General features: G+C 46.2%; 29 protein-coding genes. 1 reads left to right on the forward strand and 28 read right to left on the reverse strand.

The window, feature by feature from the left end; genetic code table 11:
- Positions 1–93 precede the first annotated feature (93 nt).
- The 9 genes from MSG36_RS01940 to lafA all read right to left on the reverse strand — a co-directional run bounded on the left by MSG36_RS01940 (position 94) and on the right by lafA (position 7,341).
- On the reverse strand, positions 94–1,062 hold the full coding sequence (locus tag MSG36_RS01940; protein WP_248365946.1) for an OmpA family protein: 969 nt from the start codon (positions 1,060–1,062) through the stop codon (positions 94–96).
- Positions 1,063–1,072: 10 nt separating this feature from the next.
- On the reverse strand, positions 1,073–1,945 hold the full coding sequence (gene motA / locus MSG36_RS01945) for a flagellar motor stator protein MotA (protein ID WP_048610084.1): 873 nt from the start codon (positions 1,943–1,945) through the stop codon (positions 1,073–1,075).
- Positions 1,933–2,640: a sigma-70 family RNA polymerase sigma factor gene (locus MSG36_RS01950; protein WP_048610086.1), complete on the reverse strand. Its 708-nt coding sequence runs from the start codon at positions 2,638–2,640 to the stop codon at positions 1,933–1,935. Before MSG36_RS01950 ends, motA begins: the two co-directional genes overlap by 13 nt.
- Positions 2,641–2,649: 9 nt before the next feature.
- Positions 2,650–3,084, reverse strand: a complete 435-nt coding sequence (locus tag MSG36_RS01955; RefSeq protein ID WP_048610088.1) for a flagellar biosynthesis sigma factor — start codon at positions 3,082–3,084, stop codon at positions 2,650–2,652.
- A gap of 2 nt (positions 3,085–3,086) precedes the next feature.
- Entirely contained in the window at positions 3,087–4,385 is a 1,299-nt protein-coding gene (locus MSG36_RS01960) for a flagellar hook-length control protein FliK (RefSeq protein WP_248365947.1), read from the reverse strand.
- Positions 4,386–4,387: 2 nt separating this feature from the next.
- Complete coding sequence (locus tag MSG36_RS01965) at positions 4,388–4,687, reverse strand: hypothetical protein (protein WP_059017864.1); 300 nt, start codon at positions 4,685–4,687, stop codon at positions 4,388–4,390.
- Entirely contained in the window at positions 4,671–5,075 is a 405-nt protein-coding gene (fliS, locus tag MSG36_RS01970) for a flagellar export chaperone FliS (RefSeq protein ID WP_048610093.1), read from the reverse strand. The genes MSG36_RS01965 and fliS overlap by 17 nt, the downstream gene beginning before the upstream one ends.
- Before the next feature lie 10 nt (positions 5,076–5,085).
- On the reverse strand, positions 5,086–6,408 hold the full coding sequence (gene fliD, locus MSG36_RS01975; protein WP_248365949.1) for a flagellar filament capping protein FliD: 1,323 nt from the start codon (positions 6,406–6,408) through the stop codon (positions 5,086–5,088).
- 96 nt (positions 6,409–6,504) lie between these two features.
- Positions 6,505–7,341, reverse strand: coding sequence for a lateral flagellin LafA (lafA, locus tag MSG36_RS01980; protein ID WP_048610097.1), 837 nt, complete (start codon positions 7,339–7,341; stop codon positions 6,505–6,507).
- Between the two features lie 166 nt (positions 7,342–7,507).
- Here lafA and MSG36_RS01985 point away from each other — a divergent pair, with 166 nt between their 5' ends.
- On the forward strand, positions 7,508–9,595 hold the full coding sequence (locus tag MSG36_RS01985) for a flagellar biosynthesis protein FlhA (protein ID WP_059017871.1): 2,088 nt from the start codon (positions 7,508–7,510) through the stop codon (positions 9,593–9,595).
- Between the two features lie 27 nt (positions 9,596–9,622).
- On the opposite strand, the gene flgA is transcribed toward MSG36_RS01985, so the two are convergent.
- From flgA to MSG36_RS02080, 19 genes are all read right to left on the reverse strand, one after another.
- Positions 9,623–10,330: a flagellar basal body P-ring formation chaperone FlgA gene (flgA, locus tag MSG36_RS01990; RefSeq protein ID WP_048610364.1), complete on the reverse strand. Its 708-nt coding sequence runs from the start codon at positions 10,328–10,330 to the stop codon at positions 9,623–9,625.
- A gap of 13 nt (positions 10,331–10,343) precedes the next feature.
- The gene (locus tag MSG36_RS01995) at positions 10,344–10,763 is read right to left on the reverse strand and encodes a hypothetical protein (protein ID WP_248365951.1); all 420 of its coding nucleotides are present in this window, start codon (positions 10,761–10,763) and stop codon (positions 10,344–10,346) included.
- A complete protein-coding gene (locus MSG36_RS02000) occupies positions 10,753–11,040 on the reverse strand; it encodes a flagellar biosynthesis anti-sigma factor FlgM (protein ID WP_248365954.1) in 288 nt (95 codons plus the stop codon). Before MSG36_RS02000 ends, MSG36_RS01995 begins: the two co-directional genes overlap by 11 nt.
- Before the next feature lie 61 nt (positions 11,041–11,101).
- Entirely contained in the window at positions 11,102–12,109 is a 1,008-nt protein-coding gene (locus MSG36_RS02005; protein WP_248365956.1) for a hypothetical protein, read from the reverse strand.
- Between the two features lie 13 nt (positions 12,110–12,122).
- Positions 12,123–13,127 (reverse strand): FliG C-terminal domain-containing protein, encoded by a 1,005-nt coding sequence (locus MSG36_RS02010; RefSeq protein ID WP_248365958.1) that lies wholly within the window; start codon positions 13,125–13,127, stop codon positions 12,123–12,125.
- 33 nt (positions 13,128–13,160) lie between these two features.
- Positions 13,161–14,834, reverse strand: coding sequence for a flagellar basal-body MS-ring/collar protein FliF (gene fliF, locus MSG36_RS02015; protein ID WP_248365960.1), 1,674 nt, complete (start codon positions 14,832–14,834; stop codon positions 13,161–13,163).
- Positions 14,835–14,848: 14 nt separating this feature from the next.
- A complete protein-coding gene (locus MSG36_RS02020) occupies positions 14,849–15,223 on the reverse strand; it encodes a flagellar hook-basal body complex protein FliE (RefSeq protein ID WP_086968991.1) in 375 nt (124 codons plus the stop codon).
- Between the two features lie 29 nt (positions 15,224–15,252).
- Positions 15,253–16,155 (reverse strand): OmpA family protein, encoded by a 903-nt coding sequence (locus tag MSG36_RS02025; RefSeq protein WP_050651145.1) that lies wholly within the window; start codon positions 16,153–16,155, stop codon positions 15,253–15,255.
- Positions 16,152–17,036, reverse strand: coding sequence for a flagellar hook-associated protein FlgL (gene flgL, locus MSG36_RS02030; protein WP_248365962.1), 885 nt, complete (start codon positions 17,034–17,036; stop codon positions 16,152–16,154). Before flgL ends, MSG36_RS02025 begins: the two co-directional genes overlap by 4 nt.
- Before the next feature lie 10 nt (positions 17,037–17,046).
- On the reverse strand, positions 17,047–18,426 hold the full coding sequence (flgK, locus tag MSG36_RS02035) for a flagellar hook-associated protein FlgK (protein WP_248365964.1): 1,380 nt from the start codon (positions 18,424–18,426) through the stop codon (positions 17,047–17,049).
- A complete protein-coding gene (locus MSG36_RS02040; RefSeq protein WP_248365966.1) occupies positions 18,426–18,944 on the reverse strand; it encodes a rod-binding protein in 519 nt (172 codons plus the stop codon). The genes flgK and MSG36_RS02040 overlap by 1 nt, the downstream gene beginning before the upstream one ends.
- Complete coding sequence (locus tag MSG36_RS02045; protein ID WP_248365968.1) at positions 18,944–20,071, reverse strand: flagellar basal body P-ring protein FlgI; 1,128 nt, start codon at positions 20,069–20,071, stop codon at positions 18,944–18,946. Before MSG36_RS02045 ends, MSG36_RS02040 begins: the two co-directional genes overlap by 1 nt.
- Positions 20,071–20,706: a flagellar basal body L-ring protein FlgH gene (gene flgH, locus MSG36_RS02050; protein ID WP_048610372.1), complete on the reverse strand. Its 636-nt coding sequence runs from the start codon at positions 20,704–20,706 to the stop codon at positions 20,071–20,073. The genes MSG36_RS02045 and flgH overlap by 1 nt, the downstream gene beginning before the upstream one ends.
- 134 nt (positions 20,707–20,840) lie before the next feature.
- Complete coding sequence (flgG, locus tag MSG36_RS02055; protein WP_048610117.1) at positions 20,841–21,626, reverse strand: flagellar basal-body rod protein FlgG; 786 nt, start codon at positions 21,624–21,626, stop codon at positions 20,841–20,843.
- Positions 21,627–21,637: 11 nt separating this feature from the next.
- On the reverse strand, positions 21,638–22,372 hold the full coding sequence (locus MSG36_RS02060; RefSeq protein WP_048610119.1) for a flagellar hook-basal body complex protein: 735 nt from the start codon (positions 22,370–22,372) through the stop codon (positions 21,638–21,640).
- Positions 22,373–22,376: 4 nt separating this feature from the next.
- A complete protein-coding gene (gene flgE / locus MSG36_RS02065) occupies positions 22,377–23,603 on the reverse strand; it encodes a flagellar hook protein FlgE (protein WP_048610121.1) in 1,227 nt (408 codons plus the stop codon).
- A 152-nt stretch (positions 23,604–23,755) separates the two neighbouring features.
- Positions 23,756–24,424 (reverse strand): flagellar hook capping FlgD N-terminal domain-containing protein, encoded by a 669-nt coding sequence (locus MSG36_RS02070; RefSeq protein WP_050643541.1) that lies wholly within the window; start codon positions 24,422–24,424, stop codon positions 23,756–23,758.
- 36 nt (positions 24,425–24,460) lie between these two features.
- Complete coding sequence (gene flgC, locus MSG36_RS02075) at positions 24,461–24,889, reverse strand: flagellar basal body rod protein FlgC (RefSeq protein WP_048610123.1); 429 nt, start codon at positions 24,887–24,889, stop codon at positions 24,461–24,463.
- Between the two features lie 20 nt (positions 24,890–24,909).
- The gene (locus MSG36_RS02080) at positions 24,910–25,257 is read right to left on the reverse strand and encodes a flagellar basal body protein (RefSeq protein ID WP_048610376.1); all 348 of its coding nucleotides are present in this window, start codon (positions 25,255–25,257) and stop codon (positions 24,910–24,912) included.
- Positions 25,258–25,395 lie beyond the last annotated feature (138 nt).

Below are 25,395 nucleotides of genomic sequence, written 5' to 3' on the forward strand. Positions count from 1 at the left end.
GTCGCTAAATAGACGTAATAGCCTATTAAAATGTAATCAATGAGCACTAACCAAGCCAGGCACTTCCGTGAATTAAACATGACGTTGATTGATTCAGTCATAACGACTTAGCACTTCAAAAGAAGTGACAGGTTGGTTCAACTCCGCTTGTCTAACCGCCCTTCTCTTACTGTCGGGCAACACCTTATCCAACTCGTGCTGACCAAGTGGAGAAGCTCTTGTGGCACTGCCTATCGAAAACGACTTATAGACTTTATTCAGCTGCTCTAGGGTATTTTCGGTCAATATATACAACTCTATACGACGGTTGATTCCAGATTTCGTATTCTCATAGTCAACAGGGGCGGTATCACTCATACCCGTGACCTGAAAGATATGGTGCTCTTGAAGCCCCCCTTTATTGAGATAGTAACGCGCGCTGTTTGCCCTATTGCTTGATAGTTCCCAGTTCGTCATGCGGCTACCCTTATAACGACTGGCATCTGTGTGACCAGTAATGATCATCTTGTTCTCGATTTTTTCGAGTAGCCTTGCGAGGTTCAATAACAGGTCTTGATAAAATGGCGTCACTTTAGCTCCGCCTCGGAAAAACATCGGCCCTTTGTCTGAATCAGCAATCACCAATTTGGCTCCCTGAGGCGTAACGAAAACACTGACACTACCTAATGCATCAATACCTGAAAGCTCTTGGGTTATACGTTGTGCCAGCAATTCAAGCTCCTGTTGGCTATTAAACTCGCCTTCTAACACTGAGGTATCATTAATTCGATGAAGATCGGCATCATAGTGAGAGGTCGCGACATGAGGCAGTGGCAGTGGGTTTATGGAATTACCACCACTTTCACTGGTACCTAGGTGCATGATTGGATCATTTCCGTAAGCAAAGTAGTTAAGCAGTTTCTTCTGATCATCCACATCCACCACCTGCAAAATCCACAGCACCAAAAAGAGACACATCAACGAAATCATTAGATCCGCCATTGCGACCTTCCAACCACCATGTTGCAGTTCATTCCGCTTACGGCGACCTTTTTTCTGAATAATAACTTGAGGTTGTTGCATCATCGTCTCCTTAACTTGATGACGGCTGCTGTCTTAATACTTCAACCGCCTTCTCAAGTTCAACAAATGATGGTTTGTAGCGAGTCTCGATATTTTTTCGACCTGCATTAGCACACATGTGAGCCGACTGGCCTTGAGCATAAGCTGACAATATCGACTTAACACAAAACAGTGGCGCGAGCTGATTCTCAGACACATCTTTAATGCTGCTCGACATCGGACCTAACACACAGTAACACCCAAAAACGCCAGTGAAGGTACCCACCAATGCGCCAGCAATGTTCTTACCAATTTCGGTTATCTCACCATCCAGCCCCTGCATAGTGAGGATTATTCCCATCACAGCCGCTAAGATCCCTAACCCTGGCATCGCCTCAGCAGTGGCATGTAGCTTCTCCGACGGCTTAGTATATTCGTCTTCCAAATGTTCGATTTCTTCTTCAAGAAAAGCCTCGAGCAAATGCTGAGATTGCTTGCCCGTAATCACCTGACGAAATGAATCGATAATGAATTGTGTGGTTAACGCGTCTTTGGTAATTCGAGGATACTTCGCGAAAATCTTGCTCGATTCCGGGTTCTCAACATGAATATCCAACGCTTTGATGTTCTTCACTCTCGCGGTATTAATCAGCTCAAACATCAAAGACAGTAACTGCTGATAATAGTCCTTGTTGTAAGGAGTAGAGCGAAACGCAATACCAATCTGTTGCACCATCAATTTGAGGGTTGAAGAGGTCGTAGACATCAGCAAGCTAGCGAAGGCTGCACCAAAAATAATGATGATCTCTGACAGCTTAAAGATGAACTCAAACTTACCACCAAGGAAAATGAAGCCACCAAAAATCACACTTAATACGACAACAATGCCGATTAACTTTTGCATACATCACTCTCCTTAATTCTGCTTTTGAGAATGTCTAAGCCTCGATGTTTGAGCCTGTGAACCTTAATCTCATTGATATCGAGGACTAACGCCGTCTCTTTGGTGCTCAAGCTCTTCACGTAAATCAGATACAAAATCCGCTGTTCCATTGCTGGGAGTGAGTTCAGTACCAGCTTCACCTCGTTAAACAATACTTCTTTATCGGTTTCGGGCACTGCAGTAACTACAGATTCCAACTCAATATCATCAAAGACATCCACGAGGGTCATGGCTTGCTGGTAATCATCCGCTTCTACCCCTAAATGTCGACAGACTTCATTACTGGTTGGCTCCCTGCCGAGTAGCTGGAGTAACTGCCGCTCGGCATGTTTGATGCGGTTGACGAGCTGGCGTTTATCACGCTCCATGTAGTCACGTCGACGCAATTCATCGATCAGTTCACCACGAATGCGTACCGCAACGGCACGGCGAAAGTCATCATTTGCCACATGGTCAAACTTTCTCAGTTCAATCACTAAGGTCATCATGGCGGTTTGTTTAAGGTCCTCAAACGTCCCCTCATCAACCGCATAGCGATATTGATACAACAGCCCATTAATCAACTTAATGTTTTGCTGCAATACCAACTTCTCGAGCTCCTGTAGCGTCGCTTGGTCATCGGTTTGGGTATGTTGATACTTAGGCTGCATTAACATGATGGCGACCTATTGAAATACCGCTTTCGTCACAAGCACATCACCCACTTGTAAGCTGGGTAACTCGTCCAAATCGTCTTTTAAGTCGTCTTGAATGACATAAATAAACTGTTTGTTATAGAAGTAAGACGCCTCCTTCACACTGAATTTTTTTATGATTCGATTTTTGATTCGGCTGAGCTGCTCGTGCACGTAACCACTGTTCCGTTCTGGCGTAAACATAGAGACATCCAATAACAACAGACTTTGTCGGTTACCTAGGTTAATCGGTACGAGTACATTTTCTAACTGAACCTCGATCTGTTGCGTTGCAGCCGGTTCTGGCTCACTTGGGGTTAACCATGAACTCAACAGTCCCATATTCAGTTGATTGGTTTGATAAAACCAAAATCCGGTCACACATAATGCGAGAGTTAAAGCAAAGGTGATGAAAACTTTAATCATGTTCAGACCCTCGCAATATATGCTTGGTATTCCAGTACATACTCGGGTTGATCTTGCGTATGAGCATCACTAGAGGATAGGCGTTCTTGTTCGAACGGCTGATTTTGTTGCTTCGACTCAGGTTGATGGTGGCTAGGTTGGTCAAGACTAATGTTCACCTCAGACAACTCTGAATTTTGCGAAATCAATTCGTGTCGCAAACGTTCCGATGTCGCTAAGATCGCCTCTCTGGTTAGCGCCGATGACGCACTCATTTGGATGTTCACTTTGTCACCATCAACGCGAATGTACATCTCTACCTTGCCTAACTCTGGTGGATCAAAGCGAATTCGAGCCGCCTGATTTAACGTGTCGAACTGAAGCTGAATTTTATCCCTCAATACTTGATGTATCTGCCTTTGACTTTCTAAGCTAAGCTCTTTGGTCGTCTCTACCATCGGAGCCGAAGCCCTAACATAGCTGCTATCACTGGTAGCATTAACCGCTTCAACTATCGGCTGCCCCATTAACAATGGAGTGGTGGAAGTAGCCCCTAACTTGAGACTTGCTGGAGTGGCATTGAACATTGAACTGGCTAGCTGATGATTAAACGACAAGGCCAACTCTGAGCTGGTATACCTATTGGGGGTGTGACCAACAAATGAAGGCGTGCTCGCTTGCCAATCAGCCCCTGAATGATCCACTCCTTTAGAAGATAATAGCGAGCTGCTTTTTAAACTGAATTCAGAGCCCGCTCCCCGTCTTTGATTCATCAATTCCAACTGCTGGGTAACAAAATGAGCAATCGTACTTAACTGCGGCAGTTGAACCTGTGGCTGCTGCACGAAATCTTGTGGCGAGTCGAACGACTGCACTGCTGCTCTATCACTCAGATTCAACCCTTCCGCTGATGCCTCCAATCGAGTTAGAGGTGAGTGAGAGTGAGTAGTATCAAACCCAGGACTCAATAGTTCAGGATTAAATAGTTGTGAGTAAGAAAGTACCGAATGAGAAAAACTAGCCGTGCTTTCAGAGGCACTCGTATTAGGTATCAAAGCGGAATCTGGAGAAATTGCAGACATAGACGAACTCACCTGATCAAGCACCGAAAATAGCGACTGAAAAGACTGCGCAAGCGGCGTCATACGTATCTCGCCTAGTTCTGAAGCCAATGGTTCAAAAGCTAAAGCTTCAGAGGCTAAGGTTTCAGAAGCTATAGGCGTCGCTAACGTACTCGCGGTGTTACTTTTCACTGAAGGACTTGCCATCGACAGTAAATCCAAACTGCTCCTATAAGACGACGTTTGTGCTTGTAATTCCATAATTACTCTCCCGCTCTGACCTGTGTCTGAGCATAGGCTTTGTCACGTTCACGTAGACTGATATTGTTACTAAGCTGCTGTTTTAATAAGGCTTGCTCATGAGTCACTAAGATTCGACATTGCTCATGAGCCGACTTAAGTCGCCTAACGATAGCAACATAATCAGGGTGCGACTGTTCAACCTCTAGCAGCACCTTTTTCACCAACAGATTAAGCTTCACGATCTCAGCAAATTTTTTGCGATTTGCTGCGTCCTCTAACTTACTAACAAGACGTTCTACCTGTTTAGGATTGGGCTTCATCAAGCCACTCCATTGCGCCTTCCCATCCCTCTTTCAGATCGGTCACGACACCAATCAACTTAACGATAAGTTCGGTATTCATCTCTTTCGACGCCTCAAATACAGTCGCAATGGCGTGCTCATACAAGGCGTGTATGTTTTGGATAAGCTCTTCCCCAGTCGATAAATCCAGAGATGCATCGAGCCCAACTAAGATATCAATCGATTTTTGCGTTGCGTTAGATTTGAGCTCCAAGTCTTTGGTTTCAATTGAAAATTTGACACTTTCTAACTCTTGGATCAGTCGCTCGTGTAACATACAAATCAATTCAAAGCTCGACGACACTGAAGCATTAGCCGTCACTTGAACATTGGCATAGTTGGCTTGCTGCTGTTTCCCTAAAAGCATGTGTTGCTCCTTAGATCGTGAAAAGTCCAGATACCGAATCCAATTGACTACTGAGTGAGTTCAGTTGAGTAAACTGAGACAGGTAGCGGTTGTAGTAAGTCTCATAGCGAGTGTCGAGCGCCGCTAAGGCGTCATTAATGCGGCTCTTTTCATTATCGAGCGTATCTATTCGTCGACTCAGGGAGCCGTTAGAGAAGTCGATATAGGTTTCAAGTTTGCTTTCAAAAGCTTCAAAGACTCCACCGCTTCCAGTGAATAGTGTTTCAAAATCGACCGTCGTTGCCGCACTTTCAAATTTGTTGGAGTCGAGGCTAAGCTTGCCATCGCGGTCGATTTCGAGCCCTAACTCAAACAAACGAGTACCGTTGTAGTCATCACGTATAACGCTAGCCAGTTGGTTTTTGATGCTGCGCACTGCGCTATCCGAAGCCAATACGCCCCTTGTCTCATCTTCATTACCAGAAGCGGTTAGGTTAGTGATCTCAGTAACAGCGCTGTTATAGGCATCAACAAATTCTTGTAAGGAAGCGACCGTGGCGGAAAGATCATCGCCAATTTCAATCTTTGTTGCTGAATCTCCGCTGTTGTTCGATTTAGTCACCGTAAGGTCAACGCCATCAATGAGTGATTCAAAGGTATTACTTGAATTAGTAAGTTGAGTGCCAAACTCGCCACCGAGTGCGATCACCGCATCTTGGGCTGTTTGCATTGGTGCGGCGCTTGCTGCTGCCACCACCGTATCCCAACCGCTGGCGGCATCTGCAGACAAAGTAAAAGCAGCGTCAGCGCCTTCATTTTCAGAACCAAACAGCACTTTCATCGACCCTTGCGACTTAACGAGAGTGGCTTGAATAGAACCGTCAAATTGATCATTGAAGTAACTTACAAACTCGCTGTACGTAACATCACCACTTACGTCAGTGTCTGCATCCATAATGTTGATGTCTGTAGTAACGCCGCCTTGAGTGACAGAAAACACGCCTCCCGACGCCATAACATCATTTGAATCGACCGAGTTGGCATCAAAAACTACTTGATGATTGGAAGCCATCTGTTGCACAAAAACATCTAAGTTGATGTCATTCACACCAGAGTCGACGGAGAGAGAGAAATAGTCATCACTCGATGTCGAGGTTGACGTTTGAGTTAGGCTGGACCCAGATTGAGTAAACTCGTAAATTTTATCTTCAAGCGACTGAAGGGCCGTTTTAACTTTACCAATCGCAGAGGTCTTTGAGGTAATCGTTGACAACTTTTGGGTATAGCGCAACTCAAAAGGCTGCACATCTAGACTGGCAAAATTGCTAGCTAACTGAACCGCATCAACGTTCATAACCCTTCCCCTTAACTCGCATAGGAGGTACAGCTCTACCCTCCTGCTATTCGGCTATATGTATAGCCGCTACTGAGTAAATAATTGCTACTCAAACTAGCCCAATAGGCTCATCGCTAATTGAGGCACCATCTTCGATGCACTCAGCATAGAAGCACCCGATTGCATGAGCATTTGCTGCTTGCTCATCATTCCAGACTCAGAGGCAAAATCGGTATCCATGATTCGACCTTTAGAAGACTCTAAGTTTTCCGTCATATTGCCAAGGTTGGTAATAGTGTGTTCAAGACGGTTAATATTCGCACCGAACTCTGCTCGCGCAGTACCCAACAGCTCAATAAGACCACCTGTACCAGATAGAGCATCAATATTAGATGCTGCACTTAAAGCACCGCCACCAGCAGCTAGTGCGTGACCTGTCACCGCACCGACTTCAGTTGATGCATCAACCGATAAGGTTTCCGTTGATGAGGTACCTATCTGAAACACAACCGCACCGGCACCAAAGCTACCTGTAGTGAGCAAATTGGTACCACCAAAATTTGTATTCGACGCTATGTTAGCTAACTCATCACTGAGCGCATTAAACTCAACATCAATCGCAGTTTGGTCTGCTGTAGAATTAGTCCCATTTGCATACTGAACGGCTAGGTCGTTCATTCGATAAGCAATATTGGTCATCTCGTCAAAGGCCCCCTCTGCAGTTTGCATCATAGAAATCGCATCCTGAGAATTACGCATTGCTACATTCATCCCGCGTGATTGAGCTTCCAAGCGGTTAGCAATTTGTAGGCCTGCCGCATCATCGGCAGCTGAGTTAATTCGAAAGCCGGTAGACAGTTTTTCCATGGATTTGGTTAATGCACTGTTGGTCGACTGCAATGTATTTTGAGTCACTAAGCTTGCGTAATTTGTATGTACTGATATAGCCATCTGATGTTCCCCATCTGTGTTTGCTGTTCACTAACTGTTAACGACAGAGGAAAAATTTCATTTCATATTTTTCGGAAAAAAGATCACTAAATTTAAAAATAGCAAGACTCAAAAATGAGAAGTGCGTAAAAGTATCCTAGTATATTAATCAACAATATTCATAATAATGGTTGTTATGAGACACGTATTAAATGCAATAGCTGCTCGGCTAACAATTCCAATTGTGTTACTCATGATCTTGGCGATGGTGATTCTGCCGCTGCCACCAATTTTATTGGATACGTTTTTTACCTTTAATATCATGCTTGCCATCGTCGTCTTGCTGGTCAGCAGTACCGTTTCACGAGTGCTTGATTTCTCTATATTTCCCTCGCTATTACTTGTCGCTACCCTGCTTCGATTAACCCTCAATGTAGCCTCTACCCGTATCGTTCTACTCGAAGGTCACAATGGCGGAGACGCCGCTGGTAAGGTGATTCAGTCTTTTGGTGAAGTGGTTATCGGCGGGAGCTATGTTGTCGGTATCGTGGTGTTCGTGATCTTGATGATCATTAACTTTGTGGTCATCACCAAAGGGGGCGAAAGGATCTCCGAAGTATCAGCGCGCTTTACTCTGGACGCCCTACCAGGGAAACAGATGGCCATTGATGCAGACTTAAATGCAGGCGCTATCGATCAGAAAGAAGCCAAAACTCGACGTTTAGAAGTAGGAGAAGAAGCGGAGTTCTACGGCGCAATGGACGGTGCCAGTAAGTTCGTTCGTGGTGATGCGATTGCTGGGCTATTAATCCTGTTCATCAACTTAATCGGTGGGGTTCTAATAGGGATATTTGAGCACAACCTAACCGCAGAAGCGGCTTTCCAAACCTATGCCCTACTGACCATTGGTGATGGTCTGGTTGCACAAATTCCATCGCTGTTACTGGCCACATCCGCCGCTATCATCGTGACGCGAATTAGTGATAACGATAACGACATGGCACAAACGGTGAAAAGGCAGTTACTTGCGTCACCGAACAATTTATACATGGCTGCGGGAGTCATGTTTGTTATTGGTAGCGTACCAAACATGCCGCACTTAGCCTTTTATACCTTTACCGTATTGTTAGCGTTTGTCGGTTGGAGGCAATCTAAATTTCAGCATGTTACGCCCGATACAAGCCCCGATTTAGATACGCTTCCTCAGCCTCATCAAGAAAATACGATTGATTGGAGCATTATTCCCAACGTGGATGTGATTGCCCTGTCGTTAGGCTTCAAGTTGGTTCCTTTAGCAAGCTCTCAAAAGGGCGGTAACCTGATTAAGAGTATTCGTGGCAGCCGAAAAACGCTCAGTGAACAAATAGGCTTTGTGATGCCAGAGGTGGTGATAACCGACAACCTCTCACTCAAGCCTTCCGAATACGCCATTAGCATTGATGGCGATGAGATTGAGCGTGGCGAGGTTTATGCCGATAAAGCGATGGCAGTAGGCAACCATATTGAGCATCCAGATCTCGATGGCATTGTTGGCATCGACCCAGCCTATCAGCTTCCAGCGCTATGGATTAAAAAAGGGGATAAAACCAAGGCGATCAATCATGGCTTTCAAGTTATTGAGGTGCATGATGTCATCGCCACTCACGTCAGTAAAGTGTGCAGCGAACACCTAGACAACATCTTCAATTATGATGACGTGAAAGCCCTCAACCAGCGACTTGCTATGCAGCATCCTGAGCTTGCAGAGAACCTAGCAAACGTTATTAGTCCGAACCTACAAATGCAGGTCATCCGTCAGTTACTGGCTCAACAAGTGCCTATCATTAACGTGAGAACCATCGCCAACACTATTATTGAAAGCGTCGACACCATAAAGGATCCAATCTTGCTATCTTCTAATATCCGGGTCGCGTTAAAACGAACCATCGTCAATTTGATCTCGCCAAACAGCAAAACCATCCACGCTTTCATTATTGGTGCAACCTTAGAAGGAGAGTTAAAGGGCGCGATCTCTTTGAGTCAGCAAAGCGACCCCAATATTCCTCTAGACTCGATTCCTGTTGAGCCGACGATCTTGCAGAAATTCCAAAATCGCATGCCAACCATAGTACAAACCATGCAGAGCCAAAACCTGCCACCGGTCATCGTAGTGCCTCCCACCACACGCCCTATGATAGCCAAGTTAGCCAAGGCCTTTGCCAAAGAGCTGATTGTGCTGAGTTACAACGAGATCCCAAATGAGTATGGATTAAATGTGTTAGGGGATGTGGAGTAAATAATAATTCGCTCATTGAATCTGATTTTAGAACACACGAACTCTGTTTTTTTCAATGACGACGCCGCGTAGTAACTTTCCAGACTGTCGATTCTTAACAGAGACCGTGTCGCCTATCAGCCCACTTTCTAACGCCATTCCTAACGTTTCTAAACGTATACGATTCGATTGAAAAACCACATCCACAGAGTGCCCCTTTTCAACGTCATAATCCAAATACATAGAGGAAGTGGTCAACAAACCTCCCTTGTTCACTGAGCGCTTAATTTTGCTACCAACGATTTCGCTGGCCTTGAAGAACACTTTTTGGTCTTTGTAGAGTTTGATCGGTTCAATCGTAATATCGTCATGCGTTAGCCGTTGGCCTTTCTTAAGTGCTTTATTAGCTGTCGCAGTCCAGACGGTTATTGTCGACGTTGAGGTCGCAGAAAGGGTCCATCTCTCAGGCGCACAGCGCACATTCCACTTTTGTTTGCCAAGCTTGATCTTGCTTCTATGGGTCACTTCAACAGACTCAGTACAGGGCGGTAACTGATGAATAGCCCGAGAAAAACGCAGCTGAACATCGAGTTGGTACTGTTGGGGATAGCGGTAGCGAATGGTTTGCTCAATGAGCGAATGGATTTGAGTGGAGAGTTGTTGTTCAAGTGCAATGCTATCTGATTCTGCATTCACCTTGGTCACACAACCATAGACGAGCAGCAATGTACCAGCTAGCTTTAATAATCTAACCATACACCGCCTCAGCCTAAACATTGACTCTTAATTGATGCTTACCAAGCGCCTCTTCCATTGCTTGATGCTGCATCACCATGACACTGCCTTGGCGCGCCAACTTGTTTTTACACTGGTTTATCGACTGCTCAATTTCCGCATCCAACGTTTGAACGCGTTGCAGTGCCTTTCCTTTAAGCCGAGCCTGCATGTTTTTTGCGTACTGTCGCTCTTTACAACCGAGCCGTTTGGCCAGAGTAAATCGCTTGGCGTCAGCGTCAGCTAGCCGTTGAGTCAGTGATGTGACCGCTTGATTGAGGGATTCCAGCTTCTGATACTCACGATTCAATATCGCAGCACGAATATCATCTAAACGTGCAGATAACTCGCCCGACAATGCCAGCACATGCTGACCATAGGTAATATAACCAATCAGGTCACTTCTACGTTCCATGATCCAGTCTCGTAATGACTTTCGCTAGCTCATCCATATCAAACACTAACTCTCCCGTGGAAATTTGCGCTTTTATCTGCTCGACTTTAGCCGTATCGATATCGTCTACACCGTCAAAAAGACTCTTGGTATTATCGAGTAACTCCACTTCATGCTGAGAGAGGTTAATCGGCTTCACCTTCGCTTTTTGATCGGGCTCGGTTTTTTTGTTTTGAACCACATCTACCTGAGTATGAGGCACAACGTGTTTCACATTGTCGACCTTAATTTGACTCATCTCTGCCTACCCATTTTGCTGCACTACTAATTAACTATAACGGCAGTATTTCGTCTCTGTTTCACCTTTTTCTTAATAGTTTGATTACATTGTCTCTGGTTGGCCCACTAAAGCCGCGATGAATTGACCTAAGCGACAGCTCTGGGTTACTCACTAACTGATGCTTGAAGCTGCCTAATTTTTGCAACTCGGGGTGTGAACAAAACGCGATAAGCTGGTCAGCTTTTTGTCTTTTCATCTTCAACATTTTCGATAATGCCAAATACAGTTTATTAACCCGTTCAAGCAAGGCGTCGATTTGTTGATTTGAGCCCGGCTCATTGACCAACAAGCGACTGATGTCGTCCAACACGGGATAGCGAGCTTGAGCCGGCACCGCAATAGGAGGCCCTTCAGCATACCGACCACCTTGGCCTGAAACGAAAACCTGCCCATCCCACAAACGCCATTGTTGGTCCCGAATACCGATCACAAACTCTTGTTGTTCATTAATTCTGAGCTGCAAGTGCGCATAAGCAAACATCATCTTGAATTGTTCTAGCAATACCTCTCTGTCTTCTGAACGTTCAAACGCCAACGGTATCAAACGGTTATTGATGTACAGAGAAACAACCTCATCACGAAACCGTTCTCGCTGTAAGTCGAGCCCCGGAATCGTAAATTCGATAAAAGGGTTGTCGCCTTGAATCGGTGCAAAACTTGAGTCCACGACGTAGTCACTAAACAATCTTTTCTGACTCCAAAACACCAATTTTTTCTTAATCACATCAATGTGATTGGCTTGTTCTGGGCTGTACTGGTTCAGTTCTGCTAACTGGCGCAGCTTAATCAATTCGCTCGCCACAGTTCGTAGCACTTCCCCCGCCATCATAAGCCTGCTGTACATTTTGTGAGAATCGGCAACCTCAGCAATCAGCTTAGGCCTTTCTTGCAGGTTCATTTGCACCATTTGCTGCCTAACGAGTGCATTGTTCGGCTTGTTACTGGTTAGCTTTTCCGGCTTCTTAATTTTTCCCGTCGTTGTCGGATTCACCTGATTTTTGCGCTGCGTAATACCCGTGAGTTTCATACCACATCTCCGATTAGGTCAACCTTGGCTCGTTAGCAAAGTTCAGCTTGATGATCTCTTCCGATTGCATTTGTTTGACGATATCAATGATATCTTTACGTGCTTGCTCAACCTGACTGACCGGCACAGCACCAATACGTACCAGGTTTTCTTTGAGCTCTGTCGATACCCGTTGTGGCATAGAGTTAATGATGTAAAGGCGACAATCTTTATTGGTACCTTTGAGGGCATATGCCCATTGCTCCAGGCTGACTCTTTCGTTAATCAGGTTGATGGTTTCTAGGTCTTGATTAAATAAGGTGAAGAAATCAAACATCGCCTCTTCCACCAGCTCTGCGGCTTCAGCGTCTTGATCATGAAGGAATTGGAATAAATTGCTTTTGTCACCGGAATAACGGTTGATAAGGTTCGCGACCACTTTCGAACCTTGCAGGCTGGCAGACCCGCCGCTGTGATAATTGACTTTGCAGCGATCGATAAGGTCTTTTAGTGTCTCCATCAGACCAGAAGTTAACACTTGTGTCTTAGAGATCTGCAGGATTAACGCATGGCACTCTTGTTCCTCATACTTCTCCATAACACGACCGCTATATTCCAAAGGGAGGTGGGCAATCAACAGCGCTTGCAGATTGATGTGCTCTTTCTTGAGATCATTGACCAAAAGCTCCGGAGGGATCCATGCCAGCTTTTCAGCATGTGAGCGGATCTCGTCGCCATAAATCTCTGATACAAGATCTCTCGCCAAATTGCCGTTTAACGTTTTTTCCAACACATTGGTGATGTATTGTCGTGTCCCGCCGAGAATCCCGGAGTGCTTACGAAAATCATCAAAAAAGCCCGACAAAGAGACCAGCGCATCTTTGGCTTTGATGTCCTTCATTTTACTCATGGCATGCGTGATCTGTTTGATCTCTTCATGGGTGAAGCCTTTGAGTACTTCAGAACCGATGTCCTCTCCCATCGTCAACACCAACATCGCGACGCCATCCACTGATTGATAGGTTTGTTTGCCATCCATGCACCTTCTCCCTACTGACTTTTATTTGATTCGTTATGCTTGTATCCAAGTACGTAAAATCTCAGCCACCCTATTCGGGTCTTCTTTTGCGATTAATTTGAGATGTTTAATTTGAACTTCGAGTGGGCTATCCGCAGATGGCAAGTTGTCATCAAGCGCCTTAATACCGGTTGCATCAATACCTAACGATTGCAGTTTGGATTGTAAGGCTGCATCAGCGGCACGCTCTTCTTTGGTAATGACGTCATCGTATTCCATGCTTTCCGCTTCCAGCTCTTCTTGCTCCGCTGACTTAGTAAGGTATTGTGCTAGAGGTCGCAGCACCACCATGATCATCAAGCCACTGAGCATCACTCCAAGTAGATATTTAAGAGGCTGCATAATATGCGTGTTCTCAAACCAAGCAATCGGGGCTTGCTCTGGAATACTGGCAATCACAAAAGGGAAGTGAGTGATGTGAATGCTGTCGCCGCGCTCGGTATTGAACCCTATTGCCGAACGAACCACATTCTCAACATTAGTAAGCTCTTCAGGTGTCCAAGTTTGATTGGGGTTCGCTAAGTCGTTCACCACAATAGAGACAGAAAGGTTCTGCAATACACCTTGCTGATGCTGAGTATGGCGCACCTTGCCACTCACCGCATAATCACGCGATGTTTCACTTCGATTGACCTTGGCGTTAGGCTCTGGTTGAGGCTCTCCATCGGTCACTGGTGGTGTGTTGCTCAATGCCCCCGGAATCCCGAGCGCCATCGACGACTCGTTCATGTCACTCAATAAGGTCTCTTTTCGGACCACAGGATCAGCGTAGATTTCTTCTGTTTCTTCAACCTTAGAAAAATTAATATCACTGGCAATTTGAACTCGAAAGTTGGCTGCACCGAGAATTGGGGTCAGCATGTCAGTCGCTTGAGCGACCAAGTTTTTTTCAAGGTTACGCTTGTAATCGGATTGCTTGCCAGTCGTCACGGTAATGTCCCCAACCGTCGCATCATTTGATAACAAACGACCATGTTGATCGACCACTCGCACATGTTCCGATTTAAGTCCAATAACCGCACCAGACACTAAGTTAATGATGGACTCAACCTGAGTCGGCTTAAGGTCCATCCCATTAATAATATGCACAATCACCGAGGCTCTCGGCTGCTCAGCGTCATCACGCATAAACAAACTTTCCTTCGGTATGGCCAAATGAACTCGAGCCAAGCTCACTGCACTCATGGTGGTGATACTGCGTGCTAACTCGCCCTCTAGAGCATGGCGATAGCGAGCATTCTCCATAAACTGACTCTCGCCGAGGCTCTTTGAGCTATCTAGCGAATCAAAGCCACTCGGCAATTGTTCTTTTAATCCTTTAGACGCCAATATCATGCGGATTTTGGCGACATCACCTTCGGGAACCAGTATTTGCCCATCGTCCTGACTCAACTGGTAACGTATTGATTCCTCATCCAACATTTGCAGTACTTGGCTAGAATCGAAGTTCGCTGATTTGCTATAGAGAGGTCTAAACCGTTCTGATGACGTCCACAACATAATCACGATGATCGCCGCCGTGATCGTCGCAAAAATAGTGATGATAATGACGTTGCGTTGTGAACTCTGCCAAAACCTCGTGAGCCAACTAGAGGCCTCAGTGAGCTTCTCTTTGGCTACTCCCATATTATTGGTCAACGCGGGTTGAGTTTCTGCTTCTGCTGCCATCGCTAATCCCTAGCCTAAATTGGCATTTTTATGATGTCTTGAAAGTTGGACACCATCTTGTTGCGCACTTGCATCAATGCATTAAATGAGAGCTGAGCTTTCTGTGATGCGACCGTCGCTCCCAATAAATCATCGCTTTTACCTAACTCAACGGCGGTGATTTTTTCCGAAGCATGAGATTGGTATCTATCTACGGTATCGAGCACACTTTTCAAGGTGTTGCTGAACGCCAGTGAATTATCGGATACCGGGTTAACCGTGTGATTGTCATGCGTGATGCCTCTCACCATCGCTCCCGTGACAGCTTGGTTAGAGAACGGATTACTGGCAACCTCTTGCTGCTGCTCTATCTTCCCTAACATTGCTTGTTGCATTTGGACTGCAGTCATCTTTTCCATTGTTTACCCTCGCAGTTGCATCACTTGCGCACTAACCGAATCTCTACGCGACGATTCTTATCCCGGCCTTGCTGAGTCGTGTTGTCATACTTTGGATAACGATCACCGTGGCCGCGTATCTCAATCATTTTCTTTGACACGCCATTGCCCATAAACCACTGCGCAACGTCGGATCCTCTCTGCTTTGAAAGTTGTAAATTAGCGACGGAATCACCGGAATTATCGGTGTAACCATCAATCAGGATTCTAATGATTCTCGAGTCTCGTTTGACCAAGGTGCTGATATCATTAATGGTGCGTTTCTGCCCTTCGGTGAGTGACACCGCCCCTTGCTGAAAGCGCAATTCAACTCGACGCGCATGCTGGAAGTTGACCGGTGGCAAGCCATAACGGCACTCATTAAATTGCTCTAAAGCTGGCTTAAAGTTGGTGGTTGGGAAATAGACATCAAAATCCATCGCATTAACGTTAAACCAAGCGCCACTTGCCATATCATCCAACATCAAGGTTGCGCCATCGTCTGTCACCAAAGCGGCCCCTTGCTTATTTACTCTTTCGATGGTGGTTGTGGTGTAAGACTGGGACGTTCCCCAAACAGGCTCTGTAGTATTGAATGACGTTGATGTCGGAAGTGAACGCACACCACGCTTTTCCACTCTGACCTCCATCGGGCTTGCCGCCAACAAAATGAATTGCACAGAAAAGCCGGTGTGGGGATCGAAAGAGTTCAATTCACACTGATCGACAGACTCTGTGAACCGCCACTCGACACTATCGAACGGAACAATGTAGCGCTGCGCCAAAACCTGAGTCGACAGCATCACTCCCCAGCCTATTAGCAATGCGCTCAGCATCTTGCCAAGTACACGGCGAAAGACAGAGGAAGTGCCCAAGCTAACGGTTGCCCAAAAGTACTTATTCATAACAAATCAAACAGTGAAATTCCGGCAACACGCGCAAAGGTTTTTTGCGTAGCTTCTAGCGCGATCATACCTTGGTTAAGTTCAACGGATGCCTCTGCATAATCGAGTTCCTCTAGCTCAGAACGAACGGTTTCTGCAAAGAACACCATATCGATACTGGTCTCTTTCAACCTGTCTAAGGCGTTGTATTGACTCCCAATATCAGTTAATGAAACCAACAAGCTTTGATGAAGCGCTTGATTGGTATTGAGCGCGTTATCTAAAGCAGCAGTAAATCCCCCAGTTGGAAGCTCCAATTCTGCTATCGCATTGTCTAAATCAGTAAAAATTGCACTGCTACCTATGGTGTCGGTGATGGTTAAGTTACTCGGTACGTATTGATTATCACCGATCTTAGTCTCGCGATAATCTGAATTGGGGTTTAAGGCATAAGGCGGTGTTGTAGCGATCGCTGGGGTGCTGATATCCGTTCCTGAAAAGAGATAACTGCCATCATTGGCTTGGTTCAATGTGTTCAACATTTCCGTTTTGAGGGACTTAAGTTCTAGCACTATCCCCGCTCTACTCTGTGAATCAAGCGTACCGTTTTTCCCTTGTAGGAGCAGTTCGTTCACTTGTTGAGAGAGCTCCTCAAGCGTGTTGACGTTAGTTTCGTAGCGCGTCAGTTGTGACTGCACGTTTTCGATATTGCGTTGGTACTGCTGATTGTCAGAGACGGTCTTTTTGAGCCCTTCAAGGCGCACAGCGGCAATCGGGTCATCGGATAAATGATTGATCTTCAGCCCGGTCGACATTTGCTCAAAAACTTTGTTCAAGCGGATATTGTTGTCCATTAATGAACGCTGCATCACCGCGTTAAATTGGGAGTCCGTTACACGCATCACTTTTCTCCTAGAATGCTCTTAGCAAGGTCTGAAACATCTGATTCGCCGTACTAATGATTTTCATGTTGGCCTCATAAGCGTTGAGGTACAGCAACATGTTGGCAGCCTCTTCATCGGAATTAACCGCACTGACACTATCCCTCGCCACTTGTGCGTCTTCCATGCTGACTTGAGCTGCCGTTGCCTCGCTCTGCGCCTGTCGAGTGAAAATACCGATGTCACCGAGTAGCCCTGAATAGGCGCTGTAGGGTGTTTCTCCCACCACAGAGCCATTGGTTAGTGGTGTTTGTGACAACATCGATAAGTCTTTCAACACGTCGCCGTTTCCGGCAAGGGTCGCACTCGATGAAAAGGCTAAGTCTTGTGCAGTGAGGTTAGGATCAATCGCCAAAGATAAGGCTTCACTGCCTGGGGTGTAGGTAAACAAGTTCTGACCAGCTACACCATTAAGATCAAACCCTGAATTCAATGCCGTATTCACTCCATCAGCCAAGCCTTTGGCAAGATCTGCTAGCAGCGTTTGGATGGGATCGTATTGGTTCGTTTTTAGCGCTTCGAGCGCCCCTAACTCTCCACCTAACGAAGCATCAACAGGCGTCGTCATCGACTGAAAGGTAATGTTCAGATCTGTGCTGTAAGGATCGCCACTGGATAGGTCTCGCTCAAGCGATGCGGCATAACCACCAATTACTAAAGGCTGACCGTTTGGTGTCGAGAGTTCGACGCCGCCATTGGTGTAGATCACCTGAACATCGAGAGACTTAGAGAGTTCATTGAGGTGTTTATCCATCGCATCTTGTAAGCCACCAATGCTCTTGCCGAGCAGCGCATCTTCTTGCAGTTTTTGGTTTAGGGAAGCGATGCTTTCTAATTGACTATTCACGTGGGTAACCAGTGCGCCATAACGCTCACTTTGCGCGGCTTCTTGCTGACTCAACTGCGCAGATACGGCGTTAAACTGCTGCGCTAAAGCATCAGCATTTGTCAGTACTTGCTGACGGAAAGCGACGCTTTCAGGTGTCACACTGGCCTCATCAATGGCAGCAAAAAATCCGTTCATTCCCTGTGTGAGGCTAAGCCCATCAGCTCCTAACAAGTTCTCCAAATTGGACAAACCATTAAAGTAGCTTTGGCTATATTGGGCAGATTCCGTCGCTTCTCTTAGTCGATTAATAGACGATTGATCGGCAATCCGCAGGATATCGCTAACCTCAACGCCGGAGCCTAAGTTAATACCATTCACGGCATTGCCAGATAAACTGGCTTCCATCGTCACGATTTGACGGCTATACCCTGGGGTATTCACATTAGCGGTATTTTGTGCCGTTGTATTGAGAGCTACACGGTTGGCGAGTACGCCACTTAATCCAATGTTGGTCATTCCCATTACTGATTCTCCTTATCAAAAGGTCGGCCGATAACTTGTGATGACAACTGTTTAAAAATCATCTCGGCTAATCCAAACGACGATTGACGACTGATTCGTTGTGCAAGCTGAGCATCTAGCATGCCCTGAAACATATCGTCTGATTTCATCGACAACGGATTATCTTTGTCACTAAGCGCTTGGCTGGCAGAGCGCATTCGGGTCAGCATTTGTTGTAAAAACAACGCCTCAAACTGCTGTGAAGCCGCTAATAATCCTGAGGCAGAATTGTCATGCTTCAATTTAGCAAGCGCGTTGTTGTCTAAGTAAAAGTTGGTCATAGCTTGGCTTGAACCTGCGCTGGCTTTCGCCATGTGCACCGTTTCAGGCGCTCTATTCATCATTAATCTTGCAAATGGCAGCGGATGATCAGCATGTTTAACCGACACTGCCATTTTTGGGTTGTCCAGTATTGGCGTCGCTTGGTTACTCGATATCGGTTCAAGCGCCACGTGAGTCAAAGCCGTTAGATTCGTCATTAGATCACCACCAAGTCACCGTTAATGGCACCTATCTCATCGAGTGCCTGCAAGATTTGCATAAGCGCTTCTGGTGTCGCACCAATGTTGTTAATCGCATCAACGATCTCTTGCAGATTGGTCCCTTTCGGCCAAACCATAGTGGTCACATCTTCCTCATCAACACTCACTTGAGAGTTCTGAATAATCGCGGTTTCTCCAGCAGTATTGAAAGCACCGCCAGGTTGAGAAACAGATTGAGATTCCAATATCGTCACGGTAATCCCGCCTTGACTGACCGCCGCTTCAGACACCGTCACGTTCTGGCTGATCACCACAGTTCCGGTGCGAGAATTGAACACGACCTTAGGCAGTCGTCGCCCCTCTTCAACCTCAAGCTCTTGAATCATGGCAACAAACATCACTCGGTCTTCGCTATCAATCGGTGCAGAGACTTGGATCTGACCTTTATTGAGCGCTTTGGCTACCTGCCCGCCGAACATCTTATTAATGGCTTTGGAAACATTGAGCGCGGTTTCGTAATTCGGTTGTTTGAGTTGCAAGCGTATCGTTGGCTCTAAATCAGTACCGGTCGAGACCTCACGCTCCAAGGTCGCGCCATTGGGAATACGCCCGACGGTCGGTGTGTTCCTTGTAATGCTGGTTCCGTTTTCACCGGTAGCATTGAAGCCACCAACAACCAGACTGCCTTGTGCTATTGCGTAAACTTCGCCATCGATACCTCGTAATGGAGTCAGCAATAAGGTGCCGCCGCGTAAGCTTTTTGCGTCTCCCAATGAAGACACCGTCACCGTCAGGGTTTGACCTGCCCCTTGGTGAGGTTCCACCATGGCTGTGACACTAACGGCGGCGACATTTTTCAGTTTAGGGTTGGTGGAATCATCCAGTTGCACCCCAAATTGTTTGATCATGTTAACCACCGATTGTTGCGTGAATTTCACTTGCGATTTATCGCCAGACCCGTCCAAGCCAACAACTAATCCATAACCAATAAGTTGGTTTTGTCTGTCTCCATACACCTCTGCGACTTCAGCAATCGGCCGCGCTGCATCGACCACCGAAGTAAAACAGAGCAAGCACCAAGGCAACGCCAACGAGGTTAAGTAGAAGCGAATTAGGGATTTCATTAGAATGGCATCCATGGCGAATTGAAGAACTGGGTCAACCAACCTGCAGTATTGGTATCAGCAAACGAACCGCGGCCAGCATAAGTGATTCTTGCATCAGCGATTCGCTGGGAGGAGAGGGTATTGTCTGCCTGAATATCATCAACCCTGACATTGCCGGTCAGACGAATATATTCGTCCCCTTGGTTCAGCTTGAGCCACTTTTCACCTCTTACCCTAAGCACACCATTGGGCAAGACGTTGTAAACGGTGACAGTAATAGAGCCTGATAGGCTATTGCCTTGCTTTGAGGCAGCAGCACCATCAAAATCACGCGTGGCATCAACGGAAGCACTCACGTCATCAAACGTCTTGTTGCCCAATGTGGGCGCGGTAATGTTGGCACTGGAATCTTTGCCATATTGAGTTGAGGCACTCTTATCTGACTCTGTCTTTTCATCCAACAACACAGTTAAAATATCGCCCACACGGTACGCTCTTCGATCTTGAAACAGGGTCATCGAGGTGGTGCCCGTATAAAGGCTGCCTTTGCTGACTCTTGTCACTTGATAGTCCAGCTCTGGCGGTGCATACGCTTCATCATTCGGCGATGGTGGAATAAAATCGTCTTGACGACCAGCACAGCCGGCAACCATCACCACCAGCAAGGTAACTACGGTTAGGTAATAAATCACACAGATTGCATGCGCCTTACCCAACCCTGGTTTAATTGACTTTTCCATGTCAGAACTCCCTCACGACCATCGCTATTCGCTCGTTAAAGCGAAAGCTATGATTGTTGCGCGATGTACTGCAGCATCTCATCGGCTGCGCTGACCATCTTGGCGCTCATCTCATAAGCGCGTTGGGTGGCGATCATATCGACCATCTCTTCCACCACCTGTACGTTCGACCCTTCAAGTGCTCCTTGTTTTAATTGGCCTGAACCTTCTGTTCCGGCGACGAGCTCGACCGCTTCACCTGAACCTTCAGTTTCAATAAATAGGTTTCCCCCTTGAGCAGAAAGCCCCGCAGGATTCATGAATTTAACGATGGTGATTTGCCCTAGGTCTTCAGGGTTAACTTGGCCCGGTATCGTTGCGCTGACCACACCATCAGCAGTAATGCTGACTAGGGTCGCTTCTGGAGGAATGACAACTTCAGGAATCAAAGGGTAGCCTTGCGTGTTGACTAGCTGCCCATCAGAGTTAGTTTGAAATTGCCCATTTCGGGTATAAAGCAGTTCTCCTTCTGAGTTCTCTATCTGGAAAAAACCATCCCCCAAAATAGCTAAATCAAACTGTTGATTCGTATTCTGAATATTCCCTTGGGTAAACACTTTCTCGGTGCCGACTACTCGAACACCATTACCAAGCTGAATACCTGTTGGATGTTCATTGAGCTCTGTGGTTTCGGTACCCGCTTGTTTATCGACGCTATAAAAAAGATCTTCGAACACCACGCGGTCACGCTTGAAACCCACCGTATTGATATTGGCAAGGTTGTTCGAAATAGCCGTCATTTTTGCATCTTGTGCGGCCATCCCTGTTTTGGATATCCATAAGGCACTGTGCATAATTCCCTTCCTTAAGCTTTGAGAAGCTTATTGCCTATCTGAGCGATTTCATCTGCAGATGCCATCACTTCAATTTGCATTTCGTATTGTCGAGTCAGCGACATAATGCTGACCAACTCTTCTAAACTGGAGACATTACTCGCTTCTAAATAACCAGAACGAACCTGAACGGTAAAATCTTCAGCCAATGCTTGCCCACCTTTCGGAACAAAATGACCACTAGCATGCATGGTCATTTGCTCATTCTCAGGCTTAACCAGCTTAAGGGCGCCAACCTCTAGCGACGCCTCACCACCAATTGGGGTAATAGACACCAACCCATTCGAGCTCACCGACACAAACTCAAAATCTGGTAACACCATTGGACCTTCTGTCGACATCACCCGACGCTCACCAAGATAGAGTTGCCCATTACCATCCAATCGAAAATTACCCGCCCGGGTAAAGAGCTGAGCAGGTTCATCTTCTAACCCTTCGAGCGTAATAAAGCCATCACCATTGATCGCAATATCCAATGGTCGCTCTGTACGTATATCTTCACCCTGAGCAAAGTTATTAATCGATGAGTTGGTTCTGGAAGTAACGGAAGTCAGAAAGCCTGAGCCCTCAAGGCGCATCGGTGTTGAGTGCTCCATTAAGGCTTTAAAACCTACGGTGTCCGCATGTGACAGATTATTTGCGCGAACGTGCTGAGCGAGCATGGTTCGCTCTGCACCTTTCGCTGCACTAAATAGAATAGGATTCATAACGCTACACCACGTTGAACAAGGCTTGCGTCAGTTGATCCGATGTCGATATCGACTTGGTATTGGCTTGATAGTTACGCTGAGCCGTCATTAAGGCCACCAATTCAGACGTCAGATCGACGTTAGAACCTTCGAGTGCACCAGAAGTCAAATCACCGAATACCCCACTGCCCGCGGTACCAAGAACTGGCGTACCGGAACTGAAGCTTTGCAACCAAGCGGTATCACTGGTTTTGATCATGTTTTGAGGAGAAGCAAAGTCGGCAAGCACCACCTGACCTTGCAATTGAGATTGGCCGTTGGTGTAGGTCGCAAATATACGGCCATCGTTTTCCATACGAACACTGGCATAGTCACCAGAGGTATAACCATTCGGGCTGTTTTTGGAGACAACGAAGTCACTACCAAATTGAGTGACCGCAGCAAGATCAATATTAACCGTAACACTGTTCGCCCCATTCGCAGGGTCAAAACTGACTGAATAATTTCCCCCTGACGAAATGGTGCCATCGGCATTAAAAGTAAAATTTGCTGTGTCTGTTGCAGTTGGTGACGCGGCAGGTATCAAGGCATCAGCGCCATCAATCGCTTTACCATCGACCAAAACATGGACATCCCAATCATTGGATGCACCTTTTACAAAGTACTGACTCACCGTATGTGGGTTACCTAGAGAGTCATAAACTGGAGTGGTATAGGAATGGTTGTAGGTGGATGAATCACTGTAATCAAATGCGGTGGCGGGAACTTGCTCTCTGGCATCTAAATTGGCAACAAACTCAATGGCATCTGTTTCCCTAGCCTGCAAGGATGCAGTACTGATCTGCACGGTGCCTACCGACCCCAACAGCAGGTTATTATTGCCATCAACCGAGTAACCTTGCAGAGCCGCACCACTATTTGCTGTGATCACGCCATCGGCATTCATGTTGAAAATACCAGAACGGGTATAGAGGGTTTGCCCTTTACTGTCTTCAAGCACAAAGAAGCCATTACCACTCAATGCCATATCCAGAGATCGCCCTGTACCTGTAACCGTTCCACTTTTTTCAAAGTTTTGCGAAACCCCAACCACTTCAACGCCACCAGCTTCACTACCGCTATAAACGGAAGCAAACTCGGTTCTCGACTCTTTAAAACCTGTCGTAGAAACATTAGCAATATTATTCGAAATGGTGTTCAGCTCTGAGTTCGAGGCATTAAGCCCGCTCAGTGCAATACTAAAACTCATAATGTCTTCCTCTTCACGCTAAAGAGGCTATCTCCGCAGGTTTACTTAGCTAGCGAAGAACGACAGCCGCCATCTTACTTACTTTAAAAAAACAAACTAAAACCGGCAAAAGCCGAAAAATATAGCGAAAATCTTTTAACCTATTTCAAACTTTACTCATTTGAGAAGGCAGCAACGTCATAAAACGCCACCATGCCAACTCCCTTTACCTGCAAGTGACTGGTACCACCGATTAGAGGTGTCGTCACATGTTCCACTTGGCCATGCTGATAAATCGATGGCTGATAATCTTGTCCACTGTCCAATTTGATACGCATTTGGTACTCACCCGTCAGCCCCATGGCTTGCGCATCCAATGTGTAATCCACTCGCCCTGCACTGTTCGGGCCAAGGTTCATCGACTTAACGTTACCAAGTGAGTCAACTAACTCCAGTATCACGGTATTCGATGGCGCCTGTAACTCAACGTATCCCGCATGCTGATCAACACCCGATGCAGACAAGCGATCACTTTTTACCGTCACTGTTTTATCAATCAGCGCGGCGGTGCTAAGCACTTGTAAGTTATCGAGCATTGTCGAGTTGTTTTGCGTCAGCTGAACAAGGTTTTCTGTACTTTCAACCTGAGAGAACTGCGCCAACTGTGCGACATATTCCGTGCCGTCAGTTGGGTTGAGTGGATCTTGATTTTCAATCTGAGCCACCATTAAAGTAATGAACTCATTCTTTAATGCACTCGCACTATTCGGATTATCTTGAGGGGTGATCGTTGACGCAGACTCAATATTATTGACCTGCGCCGCACCGGATATCGTCGTCATGGTGTAATTCCTCTGGCGTCATTGGCAGCAGTTACATTAACTACGCCAAAGCCCCATCAGTGATTGTTGCATCGACTTTACGTTGCCGAGCACTTCTACGCTGGCTTCAAAACTACGAGTAGCCGATATCATGTCAGCCATTTCGTTAACGACATTAATGCCAGAGTAATAAACATACCCTTCGTCATTGGAGAGAGGATTGTTGGGCTCATAACGGCCTTCCATCATTGAAGAGACTTCAACAACATCGGCAATGCGAATCGGCACCACACCTTGCTGTTGAGTTTGCTGTGCATTGAAGTGGTTATAGACTGCTGAGAAAATCGGTTTCAGCGGTTTATAGACTTTTGATGGGTCACCAGATACTGAATCGGCATTCGCCAAATTACTGGAGATAGTATTAAGCCTGACGGTCTGTGCACTCATCGCTGAGCCTGCCGTCTCGTAGATACCTAAGAAAGCCATGATGTCCCTACCTAATTCACTTATTGTCCCTTGATGGCAGACTTTATCCCGTTGATCTTAGACTGCAAAAACGCAAGGCTCTGATGATAATCCATCACATTTTTTGCGAACCTAGCTTGCTCATTTTCTAGCTCAACAGTGTTGCCATCTCGTGTTCTTTGCACAGGAATCCGATATTGAGCCGTCGTACCTATGTACCAGTCTTTTGAGTGACCAATACCACTGAGTACCGCCTCGAATCTTAGATCCATCGCTTTGTAATTAGGCGTGTCCACGTTAGCAATATTGGAGCTCAATACTGCCGCTCTGTCCAAACGAAACTGCACCATTTTTGGGTGTACCCCAAGTGCATCGTCTAAGTGAATCATTGCCCTAGCCTCGTCGTTGTTTGGCCTTAATCCTTTTAAGAAGTAGGCCTTTAACTTTTTATATTTTCTCTCACAACCGAAGTTGAAATGAGATTGCTTTAACCTATAGTTAGGATTAATTAGCGTGTCAAATTTGAG

This window comes from Vibrio sp. 1CM8B (genome assembly GCF_023161685.1).
Classification (GTDB): Bacteria; Pseudomonadota; Gammaproteobacteria; order Enterobacterales; family Vibrionaceae; genus Vibrio; species Vibrio coralliirubri.

What these genes read in the sequence shown, in the direction of transcription:
- MSG36_RS01940 (WP_248365946.1), bottom strand. Translation starts at nt 1,062, where the DNA reads ATGCAACAACCTCAAGTTATTATTCAGAAAAAAGGTCGCCGTAAGCGG.
- motA (WP_048610084.1), bottom strand. Translation starts at nt 1,945, where the DNA reads ATGCAAAAGTTAATCGGCATTGTTGTCGTATTAAGTGTGATTTTTGGT.
- MSG36_RS01950 (WP_048610086.1), bottom strand. Translation starts at nt 2,640, where the DNA reads ATGTTAATGCAGCCTAAGTATCAACATACCCAAACCGATGACCAAGCG.
- MSG36_RS01955 (WP_048610088.1), bottom strand. Translation starts at nt 3,084, where the DNA reads ATGATTAAAGTTTTCATCACCTTTGCTTTAACTCTCGCATTATGTGTG.
- MSG36_RS01960 (WP_248365947.1), bottom strand. Translation starts at nt 4,385, where the DNA reads ATGGAATTACAAGCACAAACGTCGTCTTATAGGAGCAGTTTGGATTTA.
- MSG36_RS01965 (WP_059017864.1), bottom strand. Translation starts at nt 4,687, where the DNA reads ATGAAGCCCAATCCTAAACAGGTAGAACGTCTTGTTAGTAAGTTAGAG.
- fliS (WP_048610093.1), bottom strand. Translation starts at nt 5,075, where the DNA reads ATGCTTTTAGGGAAACAGCAGCAAGCCAACTATGCCAATGTTCAAGTG.
- fliD (WP_248365949.1), bottom strand. Translation starts at nt 6,408, where the DNA reads ATGAACGTTGATGCGGTTCAGTTAGCTAGCAATTTTGCCAGTCTAGAT.
- lafA (WP_048610097.1), bottom strand. Translation starts at nt 7,341, where the DNA reads ATGGCTATATCAGTACATACAAATTACGCAAGCTTAGTGACTCAAAAT.
- MSG36_RS01985 (WP_059017871.1), top strand. Translation starts at nt 7,508, where the DNA reads ATGGTTGTTATGAGACACGTATTAAATGCAATAGCTGCTCGGCTAACA.
- flgA (WP_048610364.1), bottom strand. Translation starts at nt 10,330, where the DNA reads ATGGTTAGATTATTAAAGCTAGCTGGTACATTGCTGCTCGTCTATGGT.
- MSG36_RS01995 (WP_248365951.1), bottom strand. Translation starts at nt 10,763, where the DNA reads ATGGAACGTAGAAGTGACCTGATTGGTTATATTACCTATGGTCAGCAT.
- MSG36_RS02000 (WP_248365954.1), bottom strand. Translation starts at nt 11,040, where the DNA reads ATGAGTCAAATTAAGGTCGACAATGTGAAACACGTTGTGCCTCATACT.
- MSG36_RS02005 (WP_248365956.1), bottom strand. Translation starts at nt 12,109, where the DNA reads ATGAAACTCACGGGTATTACGCAGCGCAAAAATCAGGTGAATCCGACA.
- MSG36_RS02010 (WP_248365958.1), bottom strand. Translation starts at nt 13,127, where the DNA reads ATGGATGGCAAACAAACCTATCAATCAGTGGATGGCGTCGCGATGTTG.
- fliF (WP_248365960.1), bottom strand. Translation starts at nt 14,834, where the DNA reads ATGGCAGCAGAAGCAGAAACTCAACCCGCGTTGACCAATAATATGGGA.
- MSG36_RS02020 (WP_086968991.1), bottom strand. Translation starts at nt 15,223, where the DNA reads ATGACTGCAGTCCAAATGCAACAAGCAATGTTAGGGAAGATAGAGCAG.
- MSG36_RS02025 (WP_050651145.1), bottom strand. Translation starts at nt 16,155, where the DNA reads ATGAATAAGTACTTTTGGGCAACCGTTAGCTTGGGCACTTCCTCTGTC.
- flgL (WP_248365962.1), bottom strand. Translation starts at nt 17,036, where the DNA reads ATGCGTGTAACGGACTCCCAATTTAACGCGGTGATGCAGCGTTCATTA.
- flgK (WP_248365964.1), bottom strand. Translation starts at nt 18,426, where the DNA reads ATGGGAATGACCAACATTGGATTAAGTGGCGTACTCGCCAACCGTGTA.
- MSG36_RS02040 (WP_248365966.1), bottom strand. Translation starts at nt 18,944, where the DNA reads ATGACGAATCTAACGGCTTTGACTCACGTGGCGCTTGAACCGATATCG.
- MSG36_RS02045 (WP_248365968.1), bottom strand. Translation starts at nt 20,071, where the DNA reads ATGAAATCCCTAATTCGCTTCTACTTAACCTCGTTGGCGTTGCCTTGG.
- flgH (WP_048610372.1), bottom strand. Translation starts at nt 20,706, where the DNA reads ATGGTTGCCGGCTGTGCTGGTCGTCAAGACGATTTTATTCCACCATCG.
- flgG (WP_048610117.1), bottom strand. Translation starts at nt 21,626, where the DNA reads ATGCACAGTGCCTTATGGATATCCAAAACAGGGATGGCCGCACAAGAT.
- MSG36_RS02060 (WP_048610119.1), bottom strand. Translation starts at nt 22,372, where the DNA reads ATGAATCCTATTCTATTTAGTGCAGCGAAAGGTGCAGAGCGAACCATG.
- flgE (WP_048610121.1), bottom strand. Translation starts at nt 23,603, where the DNA reads ATGAGTTTTAGTATTGCACTGAGCGGGCTTAATGCCTCGAACTCAGAG.
- MSG36_RS02070 (WP_050643541.1), bottom strand. Translation starts at nt 24,424, where the DNA reads ATGACGACGATATCCGGTGCGGCGCAGGTCAATAATATTGAGTCTGCG.
- flgC (WP_048610123.1), bottom strand. Translation starts at nt 24,889, where the DNA reads ATGGCTTTCTTAGGTATCTACGAGACGGCAGGCTCAGCGATGAGTGCA.
- MSG36_RS02080 (WP_048610376.1), bottom strand. Translation starts at nt 25,257, where the DNA reads ATGATTCACTTAGACGATGCACTTGGGGTACACCCAAAAATGGTGCAG.